This window comes from Streptomonospora sp. PA3 (genome assembly GCF_009728995.1).
Taxonomy (GTDB): Bacteria; Actinomycetota; Actinomycetes; order Streptosporangiales; family Streptosporangiaceae; genus Streptomonospora.
This window is the reverse complement of the sequence record NZ_VTZW01000010.1, coordinates 58,839-84,425: the sequence shown is the minus strand read 5'-3', so window position 1 is coordinate 84,425 and position 25,587 is coordinate 58,839. Positions and strand designations below refer to the sequence as shown.

General features: G+C 72.7%; 24 protein-coding genes. 15 read left to right on the top strand and 9 right to left on the bottom strand.

Annotation, left to right across the window (positions count from 1 at the left end):
• Positions 1–202: 202 nt before the first annotated feature.
• Positions 203–1,147: a class A beta-lactamase gene (gene bla, locus FZ103_RS12680; RefSeq protein WP_156001298.1), complete on the bottom strand. Its 945-nt coding sequence runs from the start codon at positions 1,145–1,147 to the stop codon at positions 203–205.
• Positions 1,148–1,335: 188 nt separating this feature from the next.
• On the opposite strand from bla, the gene FZ103_RS12675 reads away from it, so the two are divergent.
• From FZ103_RS12675 to FZ103_RS12665, 3 genes are all read left to right on the top strand, one after another.
• Positions 1,336–2,223 carry a LysR family transcriptional regulator gene (locus FZ103_RS12675; protein ID WP_156001295.1) on the top strand — a complete coding sequence of 296 codons (888 nt, stop codon included), beginning with the start codon at positions 1,336–1,338 and terminating at the stop codon, positions 2,221–2,223.
• Positions 2,220–3,137 carry a serine hydrolase gene (locus FZ103_RS12670; protein ID WP_343233501.1) on the top strand — a complete coding sequence of 306 codons (918 nt, stop codon included), beginning with the start codon at positions 2,220–2,222 and terminating at the stop codon, positions 3,135–3,137. Before FZ103_RS12675 ends, FZ103_RS12670 begins: the two co-directional genes overlap by 4 nt.
• Positions 3,138–3,802: 665 nt before the next feature.
• On the top strand, positions 3,803–5,041 hold the full coding sequence (locus tag FZ103_RS12665; protein WP_343233500.1) for an Nramp family divalent metal transporter: 1,239 nt from the start codon (positions 3,803–3,805) through the stop codon (positions 5,039–5,041).
• 15 nt (positions 5,042–5,056) lie between these two features.
• Here FZ103_RS12665 and FZ103_RS12660 read toward each other — a convergent pair whose 3' ends face one another.
• The gene (locus FZ103_RS12660) at positions 5,057–5,518 is read right to left on the bottom strand and encodes a MarR family transcriptional regulator (protein ID WP_186356215.1); all 462 of its coding nucleotides are present in this window, start codon (positions 5,516–5,518) and stop codon (positions 5,057–5,059) included.
• Positions 5,519–5,581: 63 nt separating this feature from the next.
• On the opposite strand from FZ103_RS12660, the gene FZ103_RS12655 reads away from it, so the two are divergent.
• Positions 5,582–6,340 carry an SDR family NAD(P)-dependent oxidoreductase gene (locus FZ103_RS12655; RefSeq protein ID WP_156001289.1) on the top strand — a complete coding sequence of 253 codons (759 nt, stop codon included), beginning with the start codon at positions 5,582–5,584 and terminating at the stop codon, positions 6,338–6,340.
• Positions 6,341–6,465: 125 nt separating this feature from the next.
• Complete coding sequence (locus FZ103_RS12650) at positions 6,466–7,362, top strand: SAM-dependent methyltransferase (RefSeq protein WP_343233499.1); 897 nt, start codon at positions 6,466–6,468, stop codon at positions 7,360–7,362.
• A gap of 58 nt (positions 7,363–7,420) precedes the next feature.
• Here FZ103_RS12650 and FZ103_RS12645 read toward each other — a convergent pair whose 3' ends face one another.
• Together FZ103_RS12645 and FZ103_RS12640 are read right to left on the bottom strand one after the other, a co-directional pair.
• Complete coding sequence (locus tag FZ103_RS12645) at positions 7,421–8,134, bottom strand: formylglycine-generating enzyme family protein (RefSeq protein ID WP_394350102.1); 714 nt, start codon at positions 8,132–8,134, stop codon at positions 7,421–7,423.
• The gene (locus FZ103_RS12640; RefSeq protein ID WP_255429962.1) at positions 8,131–9,198 is read right to left on the bottom strand and encodes a LacI family DNA-binding transcriptional regulator; all 1,068 of its coding nucleotides are present in this window, start codon (positions 9,196–9,198) and stop codon (positions 8,131–8,133) included. The genes FZ103_RS12645 and FZ103_RS12640 overlap by 4 nt, the downstream gene beginning before the upstream one ends.
• Positions 9,199–9,520: 322 nt before the next feature.
• Between FZ103_RS12640 and FZ103_RS12635 the strand changes: the two genes are divergently transcribed.
• The 4 genes from FZ103_RS12635 (at position 9,521) to FZ103_RS12620 (ending at position 14,259) form a co-directional block, all read left to right on the top strand.
• The gene (locus FZ103_RS12635; protein ID WP_156001286.1) at positions 9,521–10,588 is read left to right on the top strand and encodes a class I mannose-6-phosphate isomerase; all 1,068 of its coding nucleotides are present in this window, start codon (positions 9,521–9,523) and stop codon (positions 10,586–10,588) included.
• Positions 10,589–10,720: 132 nt separating this feature from the next.
• Positions 10,721–11,680, top strand: a complete 960-nt coding sequence (locus tag FZ103_RS12630) for an ABC transporter substrate-binding protein (protein WP_156001283.1) — start codon at positions 10,721–10,723, stop codon at positions 11,678–11,680.
• Positions 11,677–13,188, top strand: a complete 1,512-nt coding sequence (locus FZ103_RS12625; RefSeq protein ID WP_222936727.1) for a sugar ABC transporter ATP-binding protein — start codon at positions 11,677–11,679, stop codon at positions 13,186–13,188. The genes FZ103_RS12630 and FZ103_RS12625 overlap by 4 nt, the downstream gene beginning before the upstream one ends.
• Before the next feature lie 57 nt (positions 13,189–13,245).
• Positions 13,246–14,259, top strand: a complete 1,014-nt coding sequence (locus tag FZ103_RS12620) for an ABC transporter permease (protein ID WP_156001280.1) — start codon at positions 13,246–13,248, stop codon at positions 14,257–14,259.
• Positions 14,260–14,366: 107 nt separating this feature from the next.
• Here FZ103_RS12620 and FZ103_RS12615 read toward each other — a convergent pair whose 3' ends face one another.
• A complete protein-coding gene (locus FZ103_RS12615; protein ID WP_186356214.1) occupies positions 14,367–15,686 on the bottom strand; it encodes a hypothetical protein in 1,320 nt (439 codons plus the stop codon).
• A 313-nt stretch (positions 15,687–15,999) separates the two neighbouring features.
• On the opposite strand from FZ103_RS12615, the gene FZ103_RS12610 reads away from it, so the two are divergent.
• Together FZ103_RS12610 and gdhA are read left to right on the top strand one after the other, a co-directional pair.
• Positions 16,000–16,893 carry a manganese catalase family protein gene (locus FZ103_RS12610; protein WP_186356213.1) on the top strand — a complete coding sequence of 298 codons (894 nt, stop codon included), beginning with the start codon at positions 16,000–16,002 and terminating at the stop codon, positions 16,891–16,893.
• Positions 16,894–17,147: 254 nt separating this feature from the next.
• Positions 17,148–18,512 carry an NADP-specific glutamate dehydrogenase gene (gdhA, locus tag FZ103_RS12605; protein WP_156001274.1) on the top strand — a complete coding sequence of 455 codons (1,365 nt, stop codon included), beginning with the start codon at positions 17,148–17,150 and terminating at the stop codon, positions 18,510–18,512.
• Positions 18,513–18,609: 97 nt separating this feature from the next.
• Here gdhA and FZ103_RS12600 read toward each other — a convergent pair whose 3' ends face one another.
• Complete coding sequence (locus tag FZ103_RS12600) at positions 18,610–19,227, bottom strand: TetR family transcriptional regulator (RefSeq protein WP_343233498.1); 618 nt, start codon at positions 19,225–19,227, stop codon at positions 18,610–18,612.
• Between the two features lie 52 nt (positions 19,228–19,279).
• Between FZ103_RS12600 and FZ103_RS12595 the strand changes: the two genes are divergently transcribed.
• Positions 19,280–20,491, top strand: a complete 1,212-nt coding sequence (locus FZ103_RS12595; protein ID WP_156001268.1) for a cytochrome P450 — start codon at positions 19,280–19,282, stop codon at positions 20,489–20,491.
• A 28-nt stretch (positions 20,492–20,519) separates the two neighbouring features.
• On the opposite strand, the gene FZ103_RS12590 is transcribed toward FZ103_RS12595, so the two are convergent.
• From FZ103_RS12590 to FZ103_RS12580, 3 genes are all read right to left on the bottom strand, one after another.
• On the bottom strand, positions 20,520–21,344 hold the full coding sequence (locus tag FZ103_RS12590) for an SAM-dependent methyltransferase (protein ID WP_186356212.1): 825 nt from the start codon (positions 21,342–21,344) through the stop codon (positions 20,520–20,522).
• A gap of 119 nt (positions 21,345–21,463) precedes the next feature.
• Positions 21,464–21,973, bottom strand: a complete 510-nt coding sequence (locus FZ103_RS12585; RefSeq protein ID WP_156001716.1) for a DUF1360 domain-containing protein — start codon at positions 21,971–21,973, stop codon at positions 21,464–21,466.
• Positions 21,974–22,076: 103 nt separating this feature from the next.
• Positions 22,077–22,880, bottom strand: coding sequence for an NAD(P)-dependent oxidoreductase (locus FZ103_RS12580; protein WP_186356211.1), 804 nt, complete (start codon positions 22,878–22,880; stop codon positions 22,077–22,079).
• Positions 22,881–22,997: 117 nt separating this feature from the next.
• Between FZ103_RS12580 and FZ103_RS12575 the strand changes: the two genes are divergently transcribed.
• The 3 genes from FZ103_RS12575 (at position 22,998) to FZ103_RS12565 (ending at position 25,572) form a co-directional block, all read left to right on the top strand.
• Positions 22,998–23,702, top strand: coding sequence for a GntR family transcriptional regulator (locus FZ103_RS12575; RefSeq protein WP_186356210.1), 705 nt, complete (start codon positions 22,998–23,000; stop codon positions 23,700–23,702).
• Positions 23,703–23,893: 191 nt separating this feature from the next.
• Positions 23,894–24,859 carry a DUF6282 family protein gene (locus tag FZ103_RS12570; protein WP_156001262.1) on the top strand — a complete coding sequence of 322 codons (966 nt, stop codon included), beginning with the start codon at positions 23,894–23,896 and terminating at the stop codon, positions 24,857–24,859.
• Positions 24,856–25,572, top strand: a complete 717-nt coding sequence (locus FZ103_RS12565) for a PIG-L deacetylase family protein (RefSeq protein ID WP_156001259.1) — start codon at positions 24,856–24,858, stop codon at positions 25,570–25,572. The genes FZ103_RS12570 and FZ103_RS12565 overlap by 4 nt, the downstream gene beginning before the upstream one ends.
• The last annotated feature ends 15 nt before the right edge of the window (positions 25,573–25,587 follow it).

Here is a 25,587-nt window from a genome sequence, read left to right as displayed (position 1 = left end):
CGGCGGAGAATCGAGGATAACACCCGGTTTCCGGATGATCACCGGCCGGATTCCCCGCCCCCTCCGTGCCCGATGGGCATCGTGCCAACGGAGCCGGCTCCTTGCCGCCGTCCGCCTCTGCGCCCATCCCGGCGGTCCGCGAATGAGCGGGCGGCGGTCCGCCCGGGCGGCCGGACCGGTCCGGCCGCCCGGGCGGTGGGGGTCAGCCCAGGACGTCGACGACGACCTCGGCCGACTCGGCCAGCAGGGCGTCGTCGTGCTCGGCGTCGGCGGTGTCGCGCGTGGACATCACCGCAACGACGATGGGCTCCTCCTCCTCAGGCGGCCACAGGACGGCGATGTCGTTGCGGGTGCCGTAGTTGCCGGTGCCCGTCTTGTCGCCGACCGTCCAGTCGTCGGGGACGCCGGCGCGGATGGTGTCGTCGCCGGTGGTGTTGCGCACCATCATGTCCACGAGGATCTCGCGCTTCTCCTGGGGCAGGACGTCGCCCAGGGCGTAGGCGCGCAGGCTGGAGACCATCGCCTGCGGTGTACTGGTGTCGCGGAGATCGCCCGGCTCGGTGTAGCTCAGGTCGGGCTCGATCCGGTCGAAGCGGATGGTCTCGTCGCCGATCGCGCGCATCTCCTCCTGCAGCGCGGCGGGGCCGCCCAGCTCCTCGAAGAGCAGGTTGGCCGCCGTGTTGTCGCTGTAGCGGACCGCCGCGTCGATCACGTCGAGCAGCTCCATGCCCTCGTCGACGTGCTTCTCGGTGATGGGCGCCCACTCCAGCAGGTCGTCCTCGGTGTAGGTGATGCGCTTGTCCAAATCCTCCATCGGGGTCTGGTCCAGCACCGCGCCCGCGGAGAACACCTTGTGCGTGGAGCAGAAGAGGAACCGGTCGCCGGCGTTGAACGCGACGGTCTCGCCGGTACCGGTGTCCAGGGCGTAGACGCCCAGCGTGGCGTCGTACTCCTTCTCCAGCTTCCGGAAGTCGGGCACGTACTCGCCGCGAGCGACTCCGGGGTGTTCGGCGGCCGACCCGGGGGCCGACTCCGCGCCCGCGGTGGGTACGGCGCTCTCGCCGGCCGCGGTGCATGCGGCGAGCGGAACGAGGGCGAGTGCGGCGGCCGCGGCGAACCGCGCGCCCCGAAGGGACGGGATGGTCATCGGCGGATTCCTCCTGTCATGGGACAGCGCGCCCGCGGCCGGTGCCGCGACGCGCACCCGCGGGCGGCCCGAACCGCCCGGCGGAAGGCCGCCGCTCGGCGGCCTCGCGGCAGAGTCTTGCCCCTCGGGCCGATACCGTCGAAGACGGAAATGACGAATGCAATGCGTTTTCGGCATAAGCTGCCGTCATGGACCTCGTCGGCGCCTGCATCGCCTTCGTGCACGTGAGCGAGCGCGGCAGCTTCACCCTCGGCGCCGCCGCCGCCCGCATCCCCCAGCCGGTCGCCAGTCGCCGCATCGCCGCGCTGGAGCGGCACCTGGGCGGCCGGCTGTTCGACCGATCGACGCGCCACGCCACCCTCACACCCTTCGGACGCGACATGCTTCCCTCGGCCAAGCGCCTGATCAGCCTCGCTGAGGCGATGGAGCACGACGCCGAACGGGCCAGGCTCGCGCCGGTGCGCCTGGCCGTCCCCGACATCTGCGGCACTCGCGAGCTGGCGCTGCTGGCCGCGGCGGCCCAGCGCCAGGGCCTCAACCTGGACCTGCACCCCGCATCCCCGCCGGAGCGCGACGACCTGCTGCGCACCCGGCAGGTCCGCGCGGCCGTCGCCGCCGTTCCGCCCGGCGACGCCCACTGGGCGGTGCCCCTCGGGCTGGCCGGCAGGCGCGAACCCCGCGCCGCGGTACTGCACCTGGAGACCCTGCGCCCGGGCCGCGGCGACGGCGAGGCGCAGCGGCGCCGCGTGTGGATCCAGCCCGAGGACGACGTCCCCCACATCCGCGACCCGTTCCGGCGCCTGGCCGACGCGGTGGGACTGCAGCCCGCCCAGGTCGCCGCGGCCGGCTCGCTGGCCTCGGCGGCCGGGCGGGTGCTGGACTCGGCCGACCTGCTGCTGTGCTCGCCGCGGCAGGCGGCCGAGCTCGGCCTGCACTGGCGGCCGGTGGGTGGCCTCGACGCCGTGCGCGGCTACACCGTCGCCGCGGTGCCCGGCGAGGACACGGCGCGCATCGAGCAGGGCGTCGCCGAGGACATGGCACGCTGCCTGGGCGTTCCGGCGGAAGGGGAGGCGTGAGCACGATCGACAGCGGCGAGGCGGCCCTGCTCCGCGACATCCGCCGCGAACTCGGCGACGGCGGTCTGGACGGCGCGTTCCTGGTACGCGACCTGGACACCGGCGAGGAGGTCGGCATCGAGCCCGATCTGGTCTTTCCCGTGGCGTCGCTGGTGAAGGTGCCCCTGGCCGCGGCCACGCTGGAGCGGGTACGCCGCGGCGAACTGGACGGCGCCCAGTGCCTGCGCGTCGAGCCGGGCCGGGTGAGCACGCCCGGGCCCGTGGGCCTGACCCGGTTCCGCCACCCCGCGTGGGTCGCGCTGGAGGACCTCGTCTACCTGAGCACCTGCCTCAGCGACAGCGCGGCCGCCGACGCGCTGTTCGCGCTCACCCCTCCCGCCGACGTCGCCCGCTGGCTGGAGTCGGCGGGACTGCGCGGCATCACCGTGCGCCACACCCTGAGCGACCTCAACGTGACCCCGGCCGAGCGCCTGGAGCCCCAAGAGGCGCACCTGGCGCACACCTTGGCGATCGAGGCGGGCACCCCCGGGCGCGGCCACGGCCTCGCGCTGCTCGACACCACCCGCGCCAGCTCCGCTTCGGCGCGCTCCCTGGTCGATCTGCTGCATGCGCTGTGGCGCCCCGCCGCGGTCGACACCGAGGTGGCCGAGCGGGTGCGCGAGCTGATGGGCGCCAACGTGCTGCGGCAGCGGCTGGCCCCCGACTTCGCCTCCGACGCGGCGCGGTGGTCGTCCAAGACCGGCACGCTGCTGAACCTGCGCCACGAATTCGGCGTGGTCGAGCACGCCGACGGCCAGTCCTTCGCCGTCGCCGCGCTGACGGCCTCGCGCGTGCCGGCCACGGTCCAGCCCGCGGCCGAGGCGCTGATGGGCCGCGCCGCCCGCCGCCTGCGCGACCACCTGCGCGGCGGTTAGGCCGTGTTTAAGAACAGCGGGGGCGCTGGCTTTTTCAGGAATCCACCGGGCACCACCCGGTGCGGCCACCATCGAGTTGCGGCAATGGGTGCGCCTCGCGAAGCGCGGCCCGTCAGCCCGCCACCACCCCAGCGGAGACGCTGCGCGTCACGTGCCCGCCCGTCAGCCCGCCGCCGCCCCAGCGGGGACGCTTCGCGTCACGTGTTTGCTTGCCGCCGAGCGCACGCGGTTCTTCGCAGGTGGAGCCGCACCATCGGTGGCGGGACTCCAGCGCATAGGTGCGCCGTGCGCTCGGCGGCAAGCCGGCCCGGAACAGGTACGTGGTGCGCAGCGCCTCCGTTAGGGGCGGTGGCGGGTGACGGGCACGATGGGCTCGTGGTGCGCAGCGCCTCCGTTAGGGGCGGTGGCGGGTGACGGGCGGGATTCGCGCATCCCAGCCCCATTGCCGCAACCTCCTGTGGTGACCGACTTCTTAATCAGGACGTAGGCCGACCGCCGGGCGGCGGCGCGCGGACGGGCACGACGACGGAATCCGCGGATTCGGCGGATCAAGGCATTTGCACGGGTTGCCCTGGATGGGGGAATGTCGTGGAATCGCACTATGCTGCGGCAGCCTCACCCCGTGCGACGACCTTGAAGGGATTCACGTGGCGCAGAAGGAGCAAGTGGAACAGCGCAAACCGAGCTGGAGACTCATCGGTCCGGGAATCGTCGTCGCGGCCACCGGCGTGGGGTCGGGCGACCTGGTGGCCAGCCTCGTCGCGGGGGAGCGGTTCGGCTACGCCCTGCTGTGGGCGGTCGTCCTCGGCTGCATCGTGAAGATCGCGCTGGCCGAGGCCACCGGCCGCTGGCACCTGGCCTCCGGCCGGACCATCTTCGACGGCTGGCGCAGCATGGGCCTGTGGACGTTCGTCTTCTTCGGCCCCTACGTGGTGCTCTGGGGCTTCGTCTACGGCGCGACCGCGATGTCGGCGAGCGCCCTGCCCCTGCAGGCGCTCTTCCCCGCCGTTCCGCTGTGGGTGTTCGCCGTCCTGGCCGGGATCTCGGGCCTGGGTTTCGTCTGGTTCAACCGCTACCCCGCCCTGGAGCGGGCGATGACGGTGCTGATCGGGGTCCTGTTCGTGACCGTCGTCGGCCTCGCGATATACCTCCTGCCCGATCTGGGGGAGATGGCCACGGGCCTGGTCCCCACCGCCCCGCCGGACTCACTCTTCTACACCCTCGGCCTGATCGGCGGTGTCGGCGGCACGATCACCATGGCCTGCTACGGCTTCTGGGTCAACGCCAAGGGCTGGCGTGACTCCCGGTGGATCAGGATGATGCGCCTGGACAACCGCGTCGCCTACATCACCACCGGCGTGTTCGTCGTCGCGATGCTGATCGTCGGCGCCGAGCTGCTGCACACCGCCCAGATCGCGCTCGCCGAGGGCGACGAGGGGCTGCTCATGCTCGGCGAGGTGCTGCGGGACCGGTTCGGCACCTTCGTCTCGGTGGTGTTCCTCATCGGCTTCTTCGCCGCCGCCTACTCCTCGCTGCTGGGCGTCTGGCACGGCGTCAGCCTGATGTTCGCCGACTTCGTGGGCAACATCCGGGGGCTCACGGAGCGGCCGGTGGAGGAGCGCGAGGCCAGCTGGGAGTTCCGCGGCTACCTGCTGTGGCTGACGTTCCCGCCCATGCTCCTGCTGCTGCTGGGCAAGCCGATCACGCTGATCATCGCCTACGGCGTGCTGGGGTCGGCGTTCATGCCCTTCCTCGCCTTCACGCTGATGTGGCTGCTGAACACCGGGCGCACCCCGCGCGAGTGGCGCAACGGCATCGTCAGCAACGTGGGCCTGACCATCGCCGGCGGGTTGTTCCTGGTGCTGTGCGGCAACGAGATCTGGAGCCAGATCACCGGCGCGTAGGCGCCGCCGCGCTCGCTACTCCTCGGTCAGCACCGACTCCTCCACCAGTTCGCGCAGGCGGTCGTTGGCGTCCTCCAGGGCCTCGACGACCGCCTCGCGCTGCTCGGGCGCCAGAGCGCCCAGGGTCTCCTCGGCGAGCTCGTCCCAGGCGGCCTCGATCCCGGGGACGAGTCCGCGGGCCTGCTCGGTCAGCACGATCCGCACCTGCCGGCGGTCGGCGGGCACGGGCACGCGGCGGAAGAGCTCGCGCCTCTCCATGCGGGCAAGGGTGCGCGTGGCCGTCGGCGGCTCGATCCCCAGCCGCTCGGCGAGCTGGGAGACGGTCATCCCCTCTTCCTCCTGCGCGAGCACCCACAGCAGCACATCCTGCCCCGGATGCAGGCCCAAGGCGGCCAGCTTGCGGGACTTCACCTCCCGGTAGAGCTTGCTCATCTTGTTCAGCGCGCGGTTGGCGCGTCTCGCCTCTTCGCTTTCCACCCGCCCATGCTAATGGCGTATAGTCGGCTAAAAATTAGTCGGCTATGTAGTTAGGAGAGTGGCATGGACCTCGGGCTTGACGGCACGACCGTCCTCGTCACCGGGGGCTCCGGCGCCATCGGCCGCGCCGTCGTCTCCGCGTTCGCGTCCGAGGGGGCCGCCGTCGCGGTCGGTTGGCACAGCGATGGCGACGGCGCCCGCAAGGCGGTGCGCGACGTCGCGGAGGCGGGCGGCCGGGCCGCGGACGTGCGCATCGACCAGAGCGATCCGGACTCCATCGCCGGGGCCGTCGCAGCGGCCGAGGAGGCGCTGGGCGGCATCGGTGTTCTCGTGGCCAACGCCGTGGCCTGGCCCCCGTGGGGCGACGAGAGCCGGGAGTCGCTGATCGCGGGGCTCACCGCGAACGCCGCCGGCACACTTTCGCTGGTGGAAGCCGTGCTGCCCGGGATGCGCCGCGCGGGATGGGGGCGCGTGGTGCTGGTGTCCACCGACATCGTCGACCAGCCGCTGCCTGGCCCGACCGCCTATCCGGCCGCCAAGGGGGCGATCGAAGCGGCCGCGCGCGTGTTCGCCGTGCGGGAGGCCCGCCACGGCGTCCTCACCAACGTCGTGCGGCCCGGCTTCACGTTCACCGAGCGCGCGCGGACCGTCGAGTGGCAGGGCCGCTCCGCGGTCGAGGTCGAGGCCGAGCAGACGCCGACGGGCCGCATCTGCACTCCCGAGGACGTCGCAAGCGTCGTCGCCTACCTCGGCTCGGGCGCCAACGGGCACGTCAACGGCGAGGCGGTCTCCGTGGCCGGAGGGCGGCAGCTGACACGCTGAGTCACCGCCGGGGCGGCATCGGCGGCCGGTACTCCTCCCGGCGGGTGAACGGCGGAGTGGCGCGCAATCCCGTTGCTGCAAGGGATCGCGGGATCGAGGGCTGCTGTCTAAAGTGGGCCCGTCCGGTGATTTCCTCCCGCATCGACGAGTTCGCCCAACTACGCACGGAAACGGGTTACGCCATGACCGACGCGTCCTTTTCCCCCGAAGCCGCCGCACCCGCCGGGATCGACACCAGCGTGCCCAGTCCGGCCCGGCTCTACGACTACTACCTGGGCGGCAAGAACAACTACGCCGTCGACCGGGAGATGGGCGACCGGATCATGCAGGCGCTTCCCGAGACCCGGCAGAGCGCCGTCGCCAACCGGCTGTTCCTCGGGCGGGCCGTGGACTTCCTCTGCGAGCAGGGCATCGACCAGTTCGTCGACATCGGTTCGGGGCTGCCCACCCAGGACCCCGTCCACCGGGTGGCCCGCCGGCACCACCCCCGCGCCCGCGTCGTCTACGTCGACCACGACCCCGCCGTGCGGGTGCACGCCGAGGCGCTGCTGGCCGAGGACCCCGAGCTGACGGGCGTCGTGCAGGCCGACCTGCGCGAGCCCGAGGAGATCTACACCCACCCGCAGCTGGCCTCGCGCCTGGACCTGAGCCGCCCGGTGGGCCTGCTGATGCTGGCCGTGCTGCACTTCGTCACCGACGACCAGCAGCCCTACGCGCTGGTGCGCCGCCACCTCGACCACCTTGCTCCGGGCTCCTACCTGGCCATCAGCCACGCCGAATCCGACACCCACCCCGACCGGGCCGGCTGGGCCAGCGAGAAGTACCGCGCCACCAGCGCGAACCTGCGGGTGCGCACCCAGGAGGAGATCAGGCGCTTCTTCGCCGACGTCGCCCCCGTGCCGCCCGGAGTGGTGCACCTGAGCGACTGGCGCCCGCGTGACAACCAGCCCTACTACACCTCCCAGCAGGTCTCGGGACTGGCCGGCGTCGCCCGCTGGGACGGCCCGCCCGAGCGGAGCTGAGGCGGCGGCGGGTCCGGACGGCCGATCGCCCGGACCGCTCGGACCCGCCCGCCGGAGCTCATCCGGCCGCCTGCGCCGATCGGGCGATCCGGAACCCGAGGTCGTCGGTGCGCAGCATCGGATGGCTCTTGCGGCGGCAGGAGGCGCGGCAAGCGCGGGGAAGGTCGTTCCAGCCTCCCCCGCGGAAGACGCGGTAGGGGCCGTAGACCCGGGGATCGTAGAGGTCCCAGCACCACTCCCACACGTTGCCGATGGTGTCGTGCAGCCCCCATTCGTTGGGCGCCCGGGTCGCCACGGCGCGCACCCCGCCGCCGGAGTTCTCCCGGTACCAGGCGATGTCCTCCAGTTCCCCGTAGCGGACACCGGAGGACCCGGCGCGGCAGGCGTACTCCCACTCCGCCTCGGAGGGCAGGCGATAGCCGGGCGCGGAGAAGTCGCAGACCGCGTCCGCGAAGTCGGGGTCCGCACCCGCCGAATAGCAGGGGCGCAGGCCCTCGGCCCGCGAAAGCAGGTCGCAGAACCGCACCGCCTCGCTCCAGGACACACCCGTCACCGGCGCATGCGGGTGCTCCGCCGATTCCGCGGGCCGCTCGCCGCAGACGGCGCGGTACTGATCGACCGTGACCGGGTGGGACGCGATGCGGAAGGCGCCGACCGCCACGCGCCAGTCGCGCCGGGTGCCCTCGTCGCGCAGCACGATCTCGCCCTGCGCAACCGTGATCAGCTGCGGGCGAGCCGCCGCGCGGCGCGGGGCGGGTGCGGGCTCGTTCACGCTCCTCCTTGCGGGGCCGGTCGGGCGGGCGGATCCGCCCAGCCGGGGACCGGGTCCATGCCGCGGTCCACCAGGTAGGTCGGGATCAGGTAGTTCGCCGGTGCCGACCGCGGGCCGTTCAGGCGCCGGAAGACCAGTTCGGCCGCCAGGCGCCCCAGCGCGCGGGTGTCGTAGCCAACGACGGTCACCGGATGGGGCAGCAGGCGCGCGAACTCGAAGTCGTCGAAGGCGGCCAGGCGCAGGCGGGTGCGCCGCCTGGCCAGCTCCTCGACCGCCCCGAGCAGGATGCGGTTGTTGCCGCAGAACAGCGCGGTGGGCGGGTCGCGGGCGTCCAGCATGGCCGCGACGGCGTCGCCCGCGGTGTGCGGGCAGTCGGAGTAGATCCGCATGAAGTGCCGGCCGGGGTCCGCGCCCGCCTCCTCCAGTGCCTCGGCGGCACCGGCCAGGCGCTCGCTCATCGTGAAGTCGTTGAGCGAGTCGGTGATCACCCCGATGTCGCGGTGGCCCTCGGCGAGCAGGCGGCGGACGATGTCGCGGGTGCCGGTGCGGTTGTCGATGACCACGGTGTCGGCCTGGCAGCCCGCGGGCGGGCTGTCGATGAACACCGCAGGCGTGCCCCGCTCGATCTCGGGGCGCAGATAGGATTGGTCGTCGCCGGTGGGCACGATGATCAGGCCGTCGACCCGGCGTTCGCACAGGTCCAGCACCAGCTCGCGCTCGCGGGAGGGCTCCCAGCCGGAGCTGGCCGTGATGAGCTGGGTGTCGAAGCGCTCCGCGACCGCGGCGGCCGCGGCGGCGATGGTGGAGTAGAACGGGTTGGCCAGGTCGAGGATGATCAGGCCGATGGTGGCCGTGGCCTGCCCGCTGCGCAGGTTCGCGGCCACGTTGTTGCGCTGGAAGCCCAGCTCCGACATTGCCGCGCGCACCCGCTCGGCCAGATCCGGGCGCACGGTCGGGACCCCGTTGGCCACCCGCGAGACGGTCTTCAGACTGACCCCGGCGGCCCGCGCGACGTCGACCATGGTGGGTCGGCGCCCCGGCTGCCCGGCGGCCTGGTCGGTCATGGGCGGGGCTCCCTCGGTGTGGTCGGCGACGCGGAGTCGTCGGCGGATCCGAGCCCGCGCCCCGGCGCGCGGCGCCGGATCGGGACTCGCGCCGTGCGGGACCGCCCGCAGCGGCGTCGGTGCCGTCAAGCTACTGGATCCGTACCGCCGAGGCAACGTTGTCTCGAAACGGCGGGAATCCACGGGGATCCCGCTCACCGAGCGTGGCCGAGAGTGCGCAGAAACCCATCCAAGCTGCACAAATAACCGCAGACCCCTTGACACCCGCGAGTGACTCGGCTCACTGTACTGGGGACAACGTTGTCTCCCCCCGGAGGAGCCGATGGGCCCACAGCGGATGCCGGTCGCGGTGATGGAGCACTTCTACCGCGGCGGTGCGGCGATCGCCGAGCTGCGCGGCGGCCCGCCGCGATGTGAGCGCTCACCCGAGGAGTGGCTGGCATCGGCGACCCCGCGGTTCGGCGCCGCTCCGGCCGGGCTCAGCAGGCTGGAGGACGGCTCGCTGCTGCGCGACGCTATCACCGCGGCCCCCGAGGCCTGGCTCGGCCCGGCGCACCTGGCGCGGTTCGGCGCCCAGCCCGAGCTGCTGGCCAAGCTGCTGCACGCCGGCGAGCGCCTGCCCGTCCACCTGCACCCCGACCGCGCGTTCGCGCGGCGCCACCTCTCCTGCGGCCACGGCAAGACCGAGGCCTGGGTGGTGCTCGGCGCCGAACCCTCCACCACCGTCCACCTCGGGTTCTCCGCCCCAGTGGAACGCGGCGAACTCGCCGGCCTGGTCGAGCGCCAGGACACCGCCGGCCTGCTGGCGCGGATGCACGAGGTCCCGCTGGAGCGCGGCGACACGGTCGTGGTGCCCGCCGGGGTCCCCCACGCCCTCGGCGCGGGGGCGTTCGTGCTGGAGGTGCAGGAGCCCACCGACTTCTCCATCCTCCTCGACTGGCGCGACTACGCGCTCGACGGTGCCCGCGAGGGGCACCTCGGGCTCGGCTTCGACACCGCCCTGGACGCGGTGCGCCGCACTCCGCTGAGCCGCGCCGAGGTCGAGGCGCTGCGCGTCCCCGGCGCCCTGTCCGCCGAAGCCGCCGACCGGCCCCGCCCCCTGCTCGTCGCGGAGGCCGCGCCCTACTTCCGCGCCGACCTCCTGCGGCCCCCGCAGCAGGCCGCCGTCACCGTGCCCGCCGGGTTCGGCGTCCTCGTCGTGCTCGACGGCCGCGGCGAACTGCACGGCTTCGGCACCGGCGCGTTCGAGACCGCCCGCGGCGACGTGCTGGCACTGCCCTATGCGGCCGGGCCCCTGCGGCTGAGCGGCCCGGTCACCGCCGTGCTGTGCCGTCCCCCCGGTCCCTCCGCGGAACCCGCCGCCGCGCCCGGCGGCCGACCGTCCCCCTAGACCGCGCGCCGCACCGACCGCGGCGCGCCCGCCGTCCCGCCCCGCGCGGGACCGATTTCCCCGACCCGCCGACCCCTGCCGACCCTCCCCGCGCCGGAACCCGACTCCGGCGCAGCACACCCAAGGAGTCCCATGTACCGCCACCTCCGTACCAAGGCCCTGCTCGCCGCCCTGGCCGCGGGCACGCTCGTCCTCTCCGGATGCAGCGAGCAGAGCCCCGTCGAGAGCGCCGAGAACGGCGGCGAGATCGAGACCATCGGCCTCATGGTCCAGGACCTGAGCAACCCCTTCTTCACCGCCATGCAGACCGGCGTGGAGGAAGCCGCCAAGGAGATGGGCGCCGAGGTCATCACCGAGGACGGGCGCCAGGACCTCGGTGCGCAGAACGAGCAGATCGACGCCTTCATCCAGCAGCAGATCGACGTGCTGCTGATCAACGCCGTCGACTCCGAGGGCATCGGTCCGGCCGTGCAGCGCGCCGTCGACGCCGGCATCACCGTGGTCGCCGTCGACGTCACCGCCAAGAACGCCCAGGCCTTCATCACCTCCGACAACGTGCAGGCCGGCCGGCTGGCCTGCGAGCACCTGTTCGAGGCCATCGGCGGCGAGGGCAGCATCCTGATCGTCGACGGCACGCCCATCTCCTCGATCCAGGACCGGGTCACCGGCTGCGAGCAGGTCATGGAGGACTACCCCGACATCGAGGTGGCCGGCCACCAGCACGGCGACAACAACCGCGAGGAGGCGCTGACGGTCGCCACCGACATGCTCACCGCCAACTCCGACGTGGACGGGATCTTCGCCGTCAACGACCCCACGGCGCTGGGCGCCAACCTGGCCGCCCAGCAGACCGGCGTCGAGGACCTGGTGATCGTCGGCGTGGACGGCTCGCCCGCCGCCGAGAAGGAGCTGGCCAAGCCCGACTCGATGTTCCAGGCCACCGCGGCGCAGGACCCCAAGCAGCTCGGCGTCACGGGTCTGGAGATGGCCACCAAGCTGTTCAACGGCGAGAAGCTGGAGGAGTCCGAGCGGCTGGTGGAGACCGAGCTGATCACCGCTGACAACCTCGACCAGTACGAGGGCTGGGAGTGAGCACGCCGCCGCTGCTTCGCATGACCGGGGTCGGCAAGGCCTTCCCCGGCGTGCAGGCGCTCACCGACGTCCACTTCGAGCTGCACGCGGGCGAGGTGCACGCGCTGATGGGCGAGAACGGCGCCGGCAAGTCCACGCTGATCAAGATGCTCGCCGGGGTGCACACCCCCGATTCGGGCACCATCGAGATCGACGGGCGGCCGGTGTCGATCACCAACCCCCAGCGCGCGGTGGATCTGGGCATCGCGGTGATCCACCAGGAGCTCAACCTCGCCCCCAACCTCACGGTCGCGCAGAACCTGGCGCTGGGGCGCGAACCGCGCACCCGGCTGGGGCTGCTCGACCGCTCGCGGATCCGGCGCGAGGCCCACGCCAAGCTGGACCGCGTCGGAGGCGGCATCGACCCCGACGCGGTCCTGGGCACCCTCAGCGTCGGCATGCAGCAGGTCGTCGAGATCGCCCGGGCGGTCGCCCAGAACGCCCGGGTGCTCGTGCTCGACGAGCCCACCGCCGCGCTCTCCGAAGCCGAGGCGCAGCGCCTGTTCTCGCTGGTGGAGGAGATGCGCGGCGCGGGGATGGGCCTTGTCTACATCAGCCACCGCATGGAGGAGGTCTACCGCCTGGCCGATCGCATCACCGTCTTCCGCGACGGCCACTGGGTGGGCACCTCCCCGCGCGCCGAGCTGGAGCCCGAGGACATCGTCGCCCGCATGGTCGGGCGCACGCTCGACGACCTGTACGTGCGCGAGCGGCACGACCCCGGCGAGGTGGTGCTGGAGGCCGAGGGGATCGGCGACGGCGCCGGAATCGGCCCGGTGGACCTGCGGCTGCGCGCCGGCGAGGTCGTCGGGCTGGGCGGGCTGATCGGGGCGGGCCGCTCCGAGCTGGCCCAGTTGCTCTTCGGCGCCCAGCGCGTCAGGACCGGTCGGCTGCGCGTCGGCGGCAGGGCCGTCGTCAACCGCAGCCCGCTCGACGGCATCCGCAACGGCATCGGGTACGTGCCCGAGAGCCGCAAGGAGCAGGCGCTGTTCCTGGATATGTCCATCCGCGACAACGTCGTCACCACCGGGCTCGGCCTGGACCAGGTCAGCGACTTCGGCGTACTGCGGCGCGGCCGCATGACCCGGCGCGTGGCCACGCAGATCGACGCGCTGCGGGTCCGCTGCTCCTCCGCGCTGCAGCGGGTGGCCGAGCTCTCGGGCGGCAACCAGCAGAAGGTCGTGCTGGGCCGGTGGCTGGCCATCGCCCCGCGGGTGCTGCTGCTGGACGAGCCCACCCGCGGCGTCGACATCGGCGCCAAGCACGAGATCTACCGGATCATCGACCGGCTGGCGCGCGAAGGCGTCGCCGTCCTCGTCATCTCCTCCGACCTGCCGGAACTGCTGGGGATCAGCGACCGGGTGCTGGTCATGCGCAACGGGGCCGTCGCCGCGGAGCTGCCGCGCGAGGAGGCGACCGAGGAGGCCGTCATGCTGCACGCCACGGGCGTGGCCGCGGGCAGCGGCTAGGCCGCCCGACCGCCCCCGTCCCCCCGACTCCCACCCTCCCGACAACCAAGGATCACTATGACCGAGACGAGTCGTGCCGGGAAGCCGGCACCGACCACCGAGGCGGCCGGCATAGCCCCTCCGCGCGCGGGCCGGCCGCGGTTCGCGAGGCTGTGGGACCGCTACGGCATCCTCGGCGTGCTGGTGCTGATGATCGTGCTGATGGCGGTGCTCGCACCCAACTTCCTGACGTTCACCAACGTCTTCAACATCGCGCGGGCGGCCTCGATCAACGCGATCCTGGCCGCGGGGATGACCCTGGTCATCCTCACCCGCGGGATCGACCTGTCCGTGGGCTCCAACCTGGCGGTGTGCGGCATCGTCTCGGTCCTGCTGTGGACCGCGGGGCTGCCCTCGGTGCTGTGCGTGGCGGGCGGGATCGCCGTCGGCGCGCTGTTCGGCCTGCTCAACGGCGCACTCATCGCCTACCTCGCGCTGCCGGCGTTCATCGTCACCCTCGGCGGCCTGACCTACCTGCGCGGTACCGCCTACCTGCTCACCGACGGCCAGCCGCTGCTGGCCGACGACCTCGGTTTCCGGCTCATGGGCAGCGGCTTCATCGCGGGCGTGCCCGTTCCGGTGGTGGTGATGCTGGGCCTCTACCTCGTGCTGTGGTTCGTGCTGCGCCACACGCGCTTCGGCACCGAGGTCTACGCCATCGGCGGCAACCCGGAGGCGGCCCGGCTGGCCGGGATCAAGGTGAAGTGGACGCTGGTGCGGGTCTACGTCATCGCCGGCGCCTGCGCCGGCCTGGCCGGGGTCATCTTCTCCGCACGCGTGATGTCGGGCCAGCCCACGGCCGGCGAGACCTACGAGCTGGACGCGATCGCCGCGGTCGTCCTCGGCGGGACGAGCCTCATGGGCGGTATCGGCACCGTCCAGCGCACCCTGATCGGCGCCATGATCATGGGCGTGCTCAGCAACGGCCTGCTGCTGATGAACGTGCCCTACTTCTACCAGCTCATCATCAAGGGCGGCGTGATCGTCCTCGCCGTGGCCATCGACAGCCTGAAGAACTGGAAGCGGGCCTGACCGCACGGATCCGCACGCACCACCGGCCCCGCCTCCCCGCACGAAGGGAGGCGGGGCGGCGGCCGGTTCGGGCGGCGGCCGGGTTGGCCGGCGGCTCGGGCCGGGGGTCAGCGGGCGTTGCCGGCGCCGGCCTTGGCTTCGACCAGGGCGGGCACAGCGCGGGCGGGGTGGACGACGCCGTGCAGCGGCGGGGTCCAGCTGGTGTCCTCGGCGAGCGCGGTGTCGGGGTTGGCGGCGTTGTAGGCGGCCAGCAGGTCGGTGCGCCGGCCGTTGAACACGCTGCCCTCCTCGTGGATGACGGTGCCGCGCCAGGACTGGATCACCTCGCCGGGCGCGACGCCCTCCAGCCGGAAGCTGTTGTTCTGGGCGTAGAGGTGGGACTCCACGCCCGCGCCGAGGGAGTACTGGTAGTCGTAGGGCGCGCCGGCGGTGTGGGTGTAGAGGTTGTTGTAGACGTGCACCTGGCCGTAGCGCACGCGCGGGGCCCGCTGAGTGACGTTGTGGAAGCGGTTGTGGTGCACCGTGACGCGCAGCTTGTCCCACTCGTCGTAGCGGTCGCTGTCGGTGTTGCCGATCAGCATCGTCTTGTCGTGGCCTTCGAGGCGGTTCCAGGAGATGGTCACCATGTCGCTGGCGCGCACCACGTCGAGCAGGCCGTCGTGGTGCTCGACCCGCCGGCCGTGGACGACGGGGAAGCCGCTGTCGTAGTTGCCGCCGTCGGAGAGCGAGAGGTGGTCCAGCCACACGTGCTCGGTGCGCGAGACCTCCAGGTTGTCGTACTGGGCGTCCCAGGCCTCTCCGTCCCAGTTGGGGAAGCAGTCGTAGGCGTCGTGGATGCCGAGGTTGCGGATGATGACGTTCCGCACACTCTCCAGCAGCACGAACCCGTCGCTGATCGAGGCCTCGCCGACGCCGACGACGGTGGTGTTGGATCCCGGCCGCAGCATCACGTGGGAGCGGTGGGCGTCATAGGAGCGCTGCCGGGCCTCCTCCAGCGGGCCGGCGGCCTCGCCCTCCCAGCCCGCGGCGGGGTCGTAGGTCTCGACGTACTCCTCCCAGCTGTAGGCCGGATCGTCGAAGTCGGAGCAGGAGAGGGCGTCGCCGTCCGCGTCGGTCATGGCGCTGATGTCGCCCTCGACGTAGACGATCTTGGGTTGGTCGCCCCGGACGGCCTGCTGCAGTTCCGCCCAGGTATCGACGGTGAAGACGTTGTCGGCGTCGGCCGCGGCGCCGCCGGTGGTCCCGCCCTCGGCGGCGCCCCACCCGTCGCGGGGCCCCAGCACCTCGCGCCCGAGGTCGCGGCCGTGGTGCCCGTGCCCGGGGCGGTCCTGGTGCCCGCCGTCGGCAGGCGATGCGGCGGCGGGTAGTGCGGTGGCCACCAGCGCCGCCCCGGCGGCGGTGGCGAGGAGGCCGGCTGCTCTGTTCACTCGGATTCCCTCCGACGGTGGGTGGACGGCACCCCCCGATTTCGGTAAGCGATTTCCGGCTCTTTTGCGAACTTTGTGGATATTCCAGGGATATACCGGGGGATGATAAGGGGAAATCGCTTACCGAGCTACCTTGACCCGTCCCCCCGGCCCCGTCAAGGGGGTTCCAGGCGTGCTTCCCACGGAGACGCACGACAGGCGAATTGACCGCGGGGGGCCGGGTAGCGGCCGACGCACACCGGGTCCGCGTTCCCCAACCGCCACGGACGGCGATTGCGCGGACATCCCAGGTCGACCTCAGGGGGAGTCGCCTGTGTTTCGTCACACCAGCGAACTGCAGTTCACCGCCAAGCCCGAGAAGCCCGACGCGCTCTACGCCATGAAGCTCCAGGAGCTCATCGGCGGTGCGTGGGGCGAGATGACGGTGACCATGCAATACCTGTTCCAGGGCTGGAACTGCCGCATGGAGGGCAAGTACAAGGACCTCATCATGGACGTGGCCACCGAGGAGATCGGCCACGTCGAGATGCTGGCCACGATGGTGGGCCGGCTGCTCGAAGGCGCTCCGGACGACATCACCGCCGAAGCGGTCAAGGACCCGGCCGTGGCGGCCGTGGTGGGCGGCATGAATCCCCAGCACGCCATCGTCGGCGGCGGGGGAGCGGTGCCCGCCGACTCCGCGGGGACGCCCTGGAACGGCAAGTACATCATCGCCAGCGGCAACCTGATGGCCGACTTCCGCGCCAACGTCGCAGCCGAGGCCCAGGGGCGGCTGCAGACCGCGCGGCTCTACCACATGACCGACGACCCCGGTGTCAAGGAGATGCTGCGGTTCAACCTGGCGCGCGACACCGTGCACCAGAACCAGTGGCTGGCCGCCATCGAGCAGCTGCAGGAGGACGGAGTGGAGGGCCCCATCGCGCCCGACGCCCTGTTCGACGAGGAGAACCAGGAACACGCCCGCACCCAGTGGCACCTCTCCGACGGCGCCGAGGCCGACCAGGGGCCCTGGGCGTCCGGGCAGGCGCCCGACGGCCGCCACTCCTTCGAGTTCATGGCCGACCCCGCGCCGCTGGGCGGCAAGGCGTCGGCTCCCGCGCCCCAGCCGCACCAGTACGTGACCTCGCGCGGGGACTCGGGCGAGGCGCCCAAGCAGCCGCCGCAGGCCAAACCGGCCGGAGAGAAGCTGAAGGACACCTTCCGGTAACCGCCGGCCCGGTCCGCGTGCGCTGCGCCCACCGGGGCCACCGCTGAATGCGCGGGCGCTCTCCGGCCGCTCGGAGGCGCCCGCGCCTCGTCGCGCGGTCCACCCGCGCGGATACCGGGGGGAATGGAGGGAATAGGGTCGCAGGGGGCGGTGTCCGCACTGATCGCGCCCGTTCGCTGAAGCGTTTGCCGGCGCGCCGGTGCGCGGACACAGCGCCCAGAGCGGTTCCGGCGAAGGAAGGCAGAGAGGCGCATATGACGGCGAGACCATCGGACGGCGACGGCCTGCGGCTGACCGCAAAGGTGTTCTCCGACATCGAAGAGCGCGACTACGACCAGCCGGAGTTCCGCCAGGCCGTGCACGAGGTGCTGGAGTCGCTGGAGCCGGCCCTGGAGCGGCACGGCGAGTACCTGGACAGCCGGGTGCTGGAGCGGCTGTGCGAGCCCGAGCGGCAGATCATCTTCCGGGTGCCCTGGACCGACGACAACGGCGACATCCGGGTCAACCGCGGCTTCCGGGTGGAGTTCAACTCCGCCCTGGGACCCTACAAGGGCGGACTGCGCTTCCACCCTTCGGTGAACCTGGGCATCGTCAAGTTCCTCGGCTTCGAGCAGACCCTCAAGAACGCGCTTACCGGGCTGCCCATCGGGGGCGGCAAGGGCGGCTCGGACTTCGACCCCAAGGGCAGGTCCGACGCCGAGGTGATGCGCTTCTGCCAGTCGTTCATGACCGAGCTGCACCGCCACCTCGGCGAGTACACCGACGTGCCCGCCGGAGACGTCGGCGTGGGGCGCCGCGAGATCGGCTACCTGTTCGGCCAGTACAAGCGGATCACCAACCGCTACGAGTCCGGCGTGCTCACCGGCAAGGGCCTGAACTGGGGCGGTTCGCAGGTGCGGACCGAGGCCACGGGCTACGGAACCGTCTACTTCGTCGAGGCGATGCTGCGCGAGCGCGGCGAGGGCTTCGACGGGCGGCGGGTCGTGGTCTCCGGCTCCGGCAACGTCGCGATCTACGCCGCGCAGAAGGCCGCCGAGCTCGGCGGCACGGTGGTGGCCATGTCGGACTCCAGCGGATACATCGTCGACGACGCCGGGGTCGACCTGGACCTGATCCGCGACATCAAGGAGGCCCGGTCCGGCCGCATCAAGGAGTACGCCGACCGGTGCGGGCGCGCCAAGTTCGTCGAGGGCGGGACGATCTGGGACGTCCCCTGCGAGATCGCCCTGCCGTGCGCCACGCAGAACGAGTTGGACGGCCGCTCGGCCCAGGAGCTGGTGCGCAACGGCCTCGTCGCCGTCGGCGAGGGGGCCAACATGCCGGCGACCCCCGCGGCAGTCAAGGCGTTCTCCGACGCCGGTGTGGCCTTCGGTCCCGGCAAGGCCGCCAACGCGGGCGGCGTGGCCACCTCGGGCCTGGAGATGCAGCAGAACGCCTCGCGCGACTCCTGGCACTTCGACTACACGGATCGGCGGCTGTCGGAGATCATGACCGACATCCACACCATGTGCCGCGAGACGGCCGAGGTCTACGGCGCCCCCGGCAACTACGTCCTGGGCGCCAACATCGCCGGCTTCATCAAGGTCGCCGACACGATGCGGGACCTCGGCGTGATCTGACCCCGCCTGTGCGGCGGGGCGGCCGCTACGTCCTGTTTGAGAAGCGGGTGCACGGCGGGTTTCTGGCAAGCCGCGCCGCCCGCCCGCGCGCGGGCCGCTATGTGGAGCCGTAGTCCGGCCCGGCTGCGTCGATGACGCCGTGCACCGCCGCCCTGATGCGCTCGGCGGCGGTGCCGGGATCGGGCCGGCCGGAGTCCAGCCAGGCGATGACCGACTCGATCGCCACAGCCGGTACCAGCCGCGAGGCCCAGTCGGTCCAGGGTCCCTCGGGCAGCCGCGCGGCGAGGCTCTTGCGCGTGATGTCGGCGGAGGCGGCGGCCAGGGAGTCGGTGAAGTCGCGGAACTCCGGCTCGCGGGCGGCGTGGCGGAACAGCAGCCGGAAGCCGTCGGGGTCGGCGGCCGCCGCGTCCAGCAGGGTCGGGATCGAGGCGTCGTCATAGTCGCCCGCCCCGACCTGCTCCAGCAGGCGCTCGCAGGCGCGCTCCAGGACCGCCCGGTACAGGGCCGCCTTGGACTCGAAGTGCCGGTAAAGCAGCACGCGGGTGACGCCGGCTTCGGTGGCGACGTCGTCCAGGCCGGTGGCGGCGAACCCGGAGCGCGCGAACGCGCGGGTGGCCGCGTCCAGGATCTGCTCGCGCCGCTCGGCGCGGCCCAGGCGGCGTACCGTCCGGTCGGCCTGTGGCCGGGCGTCCGCCTTCTTCGCGGCGTCTCCCACAAGCACTCCCTTCTTTGTTGACATACGAGTATACACGTGCTCTTGTTTAAGTATGGGTATACAAAGCGAAGTAAACACCGGAGGCGGTGCCGCGCCTCCCGTTCGGCTGCCGTTCGACCAGCCCGACCCGCTGCACTCGCCTCCCGTGCAGCGCGAACTCCTGGCCCGCGGCCCGGTGCACTGGGTACGCACCGCGGTCGGCGACGCGGCGTGGCTGGTCACCGACCACGCGCTGGTCCGCGACCTGCTGGACGACGCCCGGCTCGGCCGCTCCCACCCCGCCCCGGACGGCGCCGCCCGGGTGGGGGAGTCGGTGCTCTTCGGCGGACCCGTCGGCGACTACGGCACCGAGCACTCCGACCACGCCCGCATGCGCGCCCTCCTGCAGCCGCACTTCTCGCCCAAGCGCATGCGGGCGCTGCGGCCCCGCGTGGAAGCGCTCACCGCCGAGCTGATCGACGATCTCGCCCGGCAGGCACCGCCCGCCGACCTGCACCGGGCTGTGGCCCTGCCGCTGCCGATCGCGGTCATCTGCGAACTGCTCGGCGTGCCCTACGCCGACCGCGAACGCTTCCGCGCCTGGACGCAGGCGGCCGCGGACGCGACCGACCGCGCCCGCTCGGAGCAGGGGATGGCCGAGCTGTTCGGCTACGGCAAGGACCTCGTGGCCCGTAAGCGCCGCGATCCCGGCGACGACGTGGTCTCGCGGCTGTGCGCGACCGAGGGGGTCGGCGACGACGAGGCGGCCATGCTGAGCATGGCCCTGCTGTTCGCCGGGCACGAGACCACGGTCGTGGCCATCGGCCGGGGTGCGCTGCTGCTGCTGGCCGAGCCCGGCCGGTGGCGGCGGCTGCGCGACGACCCCGACCTGGTCGGCACCGCTGTGGAGGAGATCCTGCGCGCGCCGGGCAAGAACACCGGAGGAATCCCCCGCTACGCCCGCGCCGACTTCGACCTGGCCGGTGCGCCCGTGCGCGCCGGCGACCTCGTGCTGCTCGACACCGGGGCGGCCAACCACGACCCCGCCGTCTTCCCCGACCCCGAGCGGTTCGACCCCGGGCGCCGCGCCGCCGCCCACCTCGCCTTCGGCCACGGCGCCCGGCACTGCATCGGCGCGCCCCTGGCGCGCATCGAGCTGCACGCCGTGTTCACCCGGCTCCCCGCCCGCTTTCCGGACATGCGCCTGGCCGCGGAGGTCGGGGAGCTGGACTGGAACCGCCGAACGGTGACCGGCGGCCTGACCGAGCTGCCCGTCGCCTGGTGAGGCCCGCGCCCGCACCCCGCCGGAGCGCTCAGCCGATCCGGCCGACGCCGCCGAAGAGGTAGACCTCGGGCGGCGTGCCGATGTCGGTCGCGTCGGGGCGCCAGCGCGAGCAGGAGACCACCCCCGGCTCCAGCAGTTCGGTGCCGTCGAAATAGCGCTCGATGCGTCGCCGGTCCCGCGCGGTGATCGGGGTGCCGCCCCGTTCGTTCATCTCGCGCATGACCTGCAGCATCGGCTCACCGTGGACCTCGGCCGTGGAGTGGGTCAGGGCCATGTGGCTGCCCGCGGGCAGGGCCCGGACCAGGCGGGAGACGGCGGAGTAGGACTCGTCGTCGTCCACGATGTGGTTCACCACGCCCAGCAGCATCAGACCGATCGGTTGGTCGAAGTCCAGCGTCCGCGCGCTCCGGGACAGGATGGTCTCCGGGTCGCGCAGGTCGGCCTCGATGTAGTCGGTCGCCCCTTCGCACGTGCTGGTCAGCAGTGCCTGGGCGTGCGCCATCACCAACGGGTCGTTGTCGACGTAGACGACCCGGCACTCCGGCGCCAGCCGCTGGGCCGCCTCGTGGGTGTTGTCCATGGTCGGCAGGCCGGTGCCGATATCCAGGAACTGGCGGATTCCGGCCTCGGCGACGAGATGGCGGATCACCCGGACCAGGAACGCCCGCTCGGCGCGCGCCCCGTCGGCGATGTCGGGCAGGCGCGCCAGGACGTCGTCGCCGGCGGCCCGATCGACCGCGTAGTTGTCCTTGCCGCCGAGCCAGTAGTTCCACACCCGGGCCGAGTGCGGCACGGTCAGGTCGATCGCGGCGCCGCCGGGGCCCTGGGGCACGGCGGGATCCTGCTCGTTCACGGGTGGCTCCTGGAGGGTGGGACGCGACGCTGCGCCCCGAGAATCGCGCGCCGCGCGGTGCCGGTCAAGCCTGGGCCCGCTCGGTCTTCGGTTCCGGCCCGGCAGGGCCCGGGTGCGCGTCACTGTGCGCGCTGCTGCAGCCAGGCGTAGCCGAACTGGAGCCAGTCGGAGAGTCCGACGGCGGTCATCGTGGCGGCGCCCAAGCGCGTGGCGCGCGGCGCGAAGACCAGCCCGGCCACGTGCGCGGTCGCCACCCACTGGGCGACGCAGAACGGGCAGGTGATCAGCTCGCCGATCGCGTGCCGCGCCCCCTTGCCGCGCACCTCCTCGTGCAGTTCCGCCGGGGCGGAGGCGCCCTTGAAGCGGGTGAAGGGGAAGCGCAGCGGACTGGCGACCGGATCCTTGGCGATCAGCCGCGAGAGCTTGTGCGTCGAGGCGGAGACCAGGGCGAGGTCCCACGGCGACACCGACTCCGGCAGCGGCCGCCCGCGCCTGCGCGCGAGCGCGCCGAGCGCGGCGACGCACGCCCCGTAGGCCGCCAGAGTCACGACGTAGGACCCGGTGGGCCGGGACGCGTCGCCCTCGTATTCGCGCTCCTCTTCGCTCACCGTGTGCACGATGGAGGTCATCATCGTCCTTTCGCGGGGGCCCGATGGCGCTGGTGGATCGCTACCGCAACCCGGCCCGCCCAAACGTCGCCGCGGTGCATCGCGGCCGCTGCCCGCGGAGCGCTCATCCGGTCGGGTCCGCGGCCCGCTCCTGGAGGTTCTGCAGCAGGTCGCGGCTGGCGCCGCTGATCAGCGGCGCTACGCCCAGGTCGGTGAGCATGTCGGCCGCGGCCCGCATCTCGTCGGTGCGGCGGGCGGCGTGGACGCGGCTGCCCTCGACCAGGCGGCGGACCGTTCCGGCGTCGGCCCGGACCAGCTCGTCGGCGATGTTCTCGCGCAGCCACTCCTCGCAGCCGGCGGCGCGCCCCGCCTCCAGCGCCTCGACGACGGCCGCGGCGAGCCCTTTGAAGAAGACGCTGCGCAGCAGCTTGCGTTCGGCGGCCAGGCCCGCCGGCCCCTCCATCGGCTCGACGTCGGCGCCCAGCGGGCCCATCAGGTCGGCGTAGCGGGCCGCTCCGGGGCCGGAGGCCAGCATCGGGGTGCGCAGGCCGCGGCCGGGCACCGGGGACATCAGGGAGACGTCGGCGAAGGCGATTCCGGCGTCGGCGGCGATCTCGCCGAGCCGGCGCTTGAGCTGGGGCGCGGCGGTGTTGAGGTCGGCCCACAGGGTGCCGGGGCCGGCGCCGGCGAGGCCGGCCCGCAGCGCGTCGCCGGCCGCCTTGGCGCTGTTGACGCTGAGCACCAGGTCGCACCCTGTCACTGCGGCGGCCTCGCCGGGCATGTCGGCGACGCCCGCCGGGGCGCTCTTGACCGGGTCGTAGCCCTGCACCCGCGCTCCGGCGGCGTGCAGGTCGGCGGCGATATGCCCGCCCGCCTCGCCCAGCCCCAGCACGGCGATCCGGACACTCGGCCCTTGCTCAACGCTCACGGTCTGCTCCCCACGGTCGTCGGTCCAACCCCGTCTACACTAATCTGACAACGAAATTGGCGACAATATTGCCGTCGGGCTCGCGGGGCCGGCGGAGCACTGGGGAAGCGAGGGAATGTGGCTACGAACCGCGGAGAGTCGCGCTCGCAGCGTACGGCGACGGGTCGGGAGAGGGGTTCGGGGGGCTCCGTCGCCGCGGCGATCCGCGAGGCCATCACCAGCGGCGAGTTCGCCCCGGAGCAGCGGCTGGTCGAGGCCGACCTGTCGGCCCGGTTCGGCGTCAGCCGCAGCGCGGTGCGCTCGGCGCTGCTCCAGCTCACCGAGGAGGGGCTGGTCGAGCGGGAGCAGAACCGCGGCGCCCGGGTCCGCGCGGTGTCGCTGGAGGAGGCCGTGGAGATCTGCGAGGTGCGGATGATGCTGGAGGCGCTCTGCGCCGCCAAGGCGGCCGAGCGGGTCGACGAGGAGGAGGCCGCCGAGCTGCGCGCGATCGGCGCCCGGATGGAGCGGCTGGTCGCCGAGGGCAACGTGCTGGGCTACTCCGAGGCCAACCAGCTGCTGCATCGCCGGATCCGCGAGCTCAGCGGGCAGCAGACCGCGGGAGCCGTGCTGGAGCGGCTGCGCGCGCAGAGCGTGCGCCACCAGTTCCGGCTGTCCCTGCAGCCCGGCCGGCCCGGAGTCTCGCTCCCCGAGCACCTCGCCATCATCGACGCCATCGGCTCCCACGACCCCGACGCCGCCGAGCGCGCGATGCGCGCCCACCTGGGCAGCGTGATCGAGGCGCTGAAAGGGGCCGGCACCCCGGTAAGCAACCTGCGCGTCTGATCGCGCCCGATCTCCCGTACTGCGCGGTCGGCGCGGCCCCCTCGCGGGGCCCGGCGGCCGCGCTGCCGTGTCCCGGAGCCGCGGAGTAGCGGTCCGACCAGCGACGATCCGCATATCGTGACCCTTGACACGTGTCGGCAAAATTGTTAACAATTTCTTCAGTCATTATGTCGACACTGATTCGAGGCGGTATGACCGAGCATCCGACGCCCTCGTCCCGGGCGCGGGACCTCGTCGCAGGGGCCTACGACACCCACATCCACGTCGCACCCGACGTGATGCGGCGGCGGATCGACGACCTCGCCCTGGCTCCGCGCTTCGCCGCGGTCGGCCTGGCCGGATTCGTCCTGAAATCGCACTACGTCCCCACGGCCGAGCGCGCCGCGGTGGTCAACGCGGCGGTCCCCGCCTGCCACGCGGTCGGCGCGATCACCCTCAACGGCTCGGTGGGCGGCCTCAACCCCATCGCGGTCGACATCGCCGGCCGCGGCGGAGCCCAGGTCGTCTGGCTGCCGACGGTCGACAGCTCCAACCAGCGCGCGTGCACGGCCTCCGCGCCCGAGGGCGCCACACCCCCGATGTGGGCCCAGCTCCAGGACGAGCTGCGCGCCGAGGGCATGGCGGCCGACCCCGTCGAGGTCCTCGACGAGCAGGGCGCCGTCCGCGGCCTCACCCGGCAGGTGCTGCGGGTGATCGCCAAGCACGACATGACCCTGGCGACCGGCCACCTCAGCACCTCCGAGATCGAGGTCGTGGCGCGGGCCGCCCTGGAGGAGGGCGTGCGGCGCGTGGTCGTCACCCACCCCGAGTTCACGTCCCAGCGCGTGGAGGCCGAGCGGCAGCGGCACCTGGCCGAGCAGGGCGTGCTGCTGGAGCGGTGCTTCACCACCCCCTACACCGGCAAGGTCGCCTGGACCACCTGGATGGACAACATCCGCGCCGCCGGCCCGGAGAACTCCGTGCTCTCCAGCGACCTCGGCCAACCGTTCAATCCCCCCGTCGAGGACGGCCTGGCGATCCTGGCCGACCGGCTCCTCGCCGAGGGCTTCACCGAAGACGAGATCGGCACCATGGCGGTGCACAACTCCCGCTGGCTGGCCGGTGCCGACAGCGAGCGGGCGGGCGCCGGTGCCGCCGCCAAGGAGGGAGCCCGATGAGCAACCGCCGCATGATGGTCGTCGGCGCGCACAGCGCCGACTTCGTATGGCGCGCCGCCGGCGCGGTCGCCTGCCACACCGAGGCGGGCGGCGAGGCGGTCGTGGTCGCGCTGTCCTACGGCGAGCGCGGGGAGTCCGGCAAGCTGTGGGAGCAGCCGGGCCAGACCGAGGAGAACGTCAAGCGCATCCGCCACACCGAGGCCGAGAAGGCCGCGGCCGCGGTCGGCGCCCGGTTCGAGGCGCTCGACCTGGGCGACTATCCGTTGCACGTGGGCCCCGAGGCGGTCGACCGCCTGGCCGAGATGATGCGCGACTTCGCGCCGAACGTGGTGCTCACCCACCCCGAGCACGACCCCTTCAACCCCGACCACCCCGCGGCCCACGCCGCCGTGGCCAAGGCCCGGCTGCTCACCTCCGGTGCCGGGGTGGCCAGCGGCTTCCGCACCGCGCCCCCCTCGGAGTTCCTCGTCTTCGAGCCCCACCAGCCCGAGCTGTGCGGGTTCGTGCCCTCGGTCTACGTCGACATCACCCCGGTGTTCGAGCGCAAGGTCGAGGCCATGGCGGCCATGCAGGCCCAGCAGTACCTGCAGGACTACTACCGCCAGCGTGCCGAGCAGCGCGGCAACCACGCGCGCAAGGTCACCGGCGACTCCGGGATCCGCCAGGCCGAGGCCTTCCAGCGCCTGCTGCCGAATGCGGTGACGGCGCTGTGAGCGGGCGGCAGGATC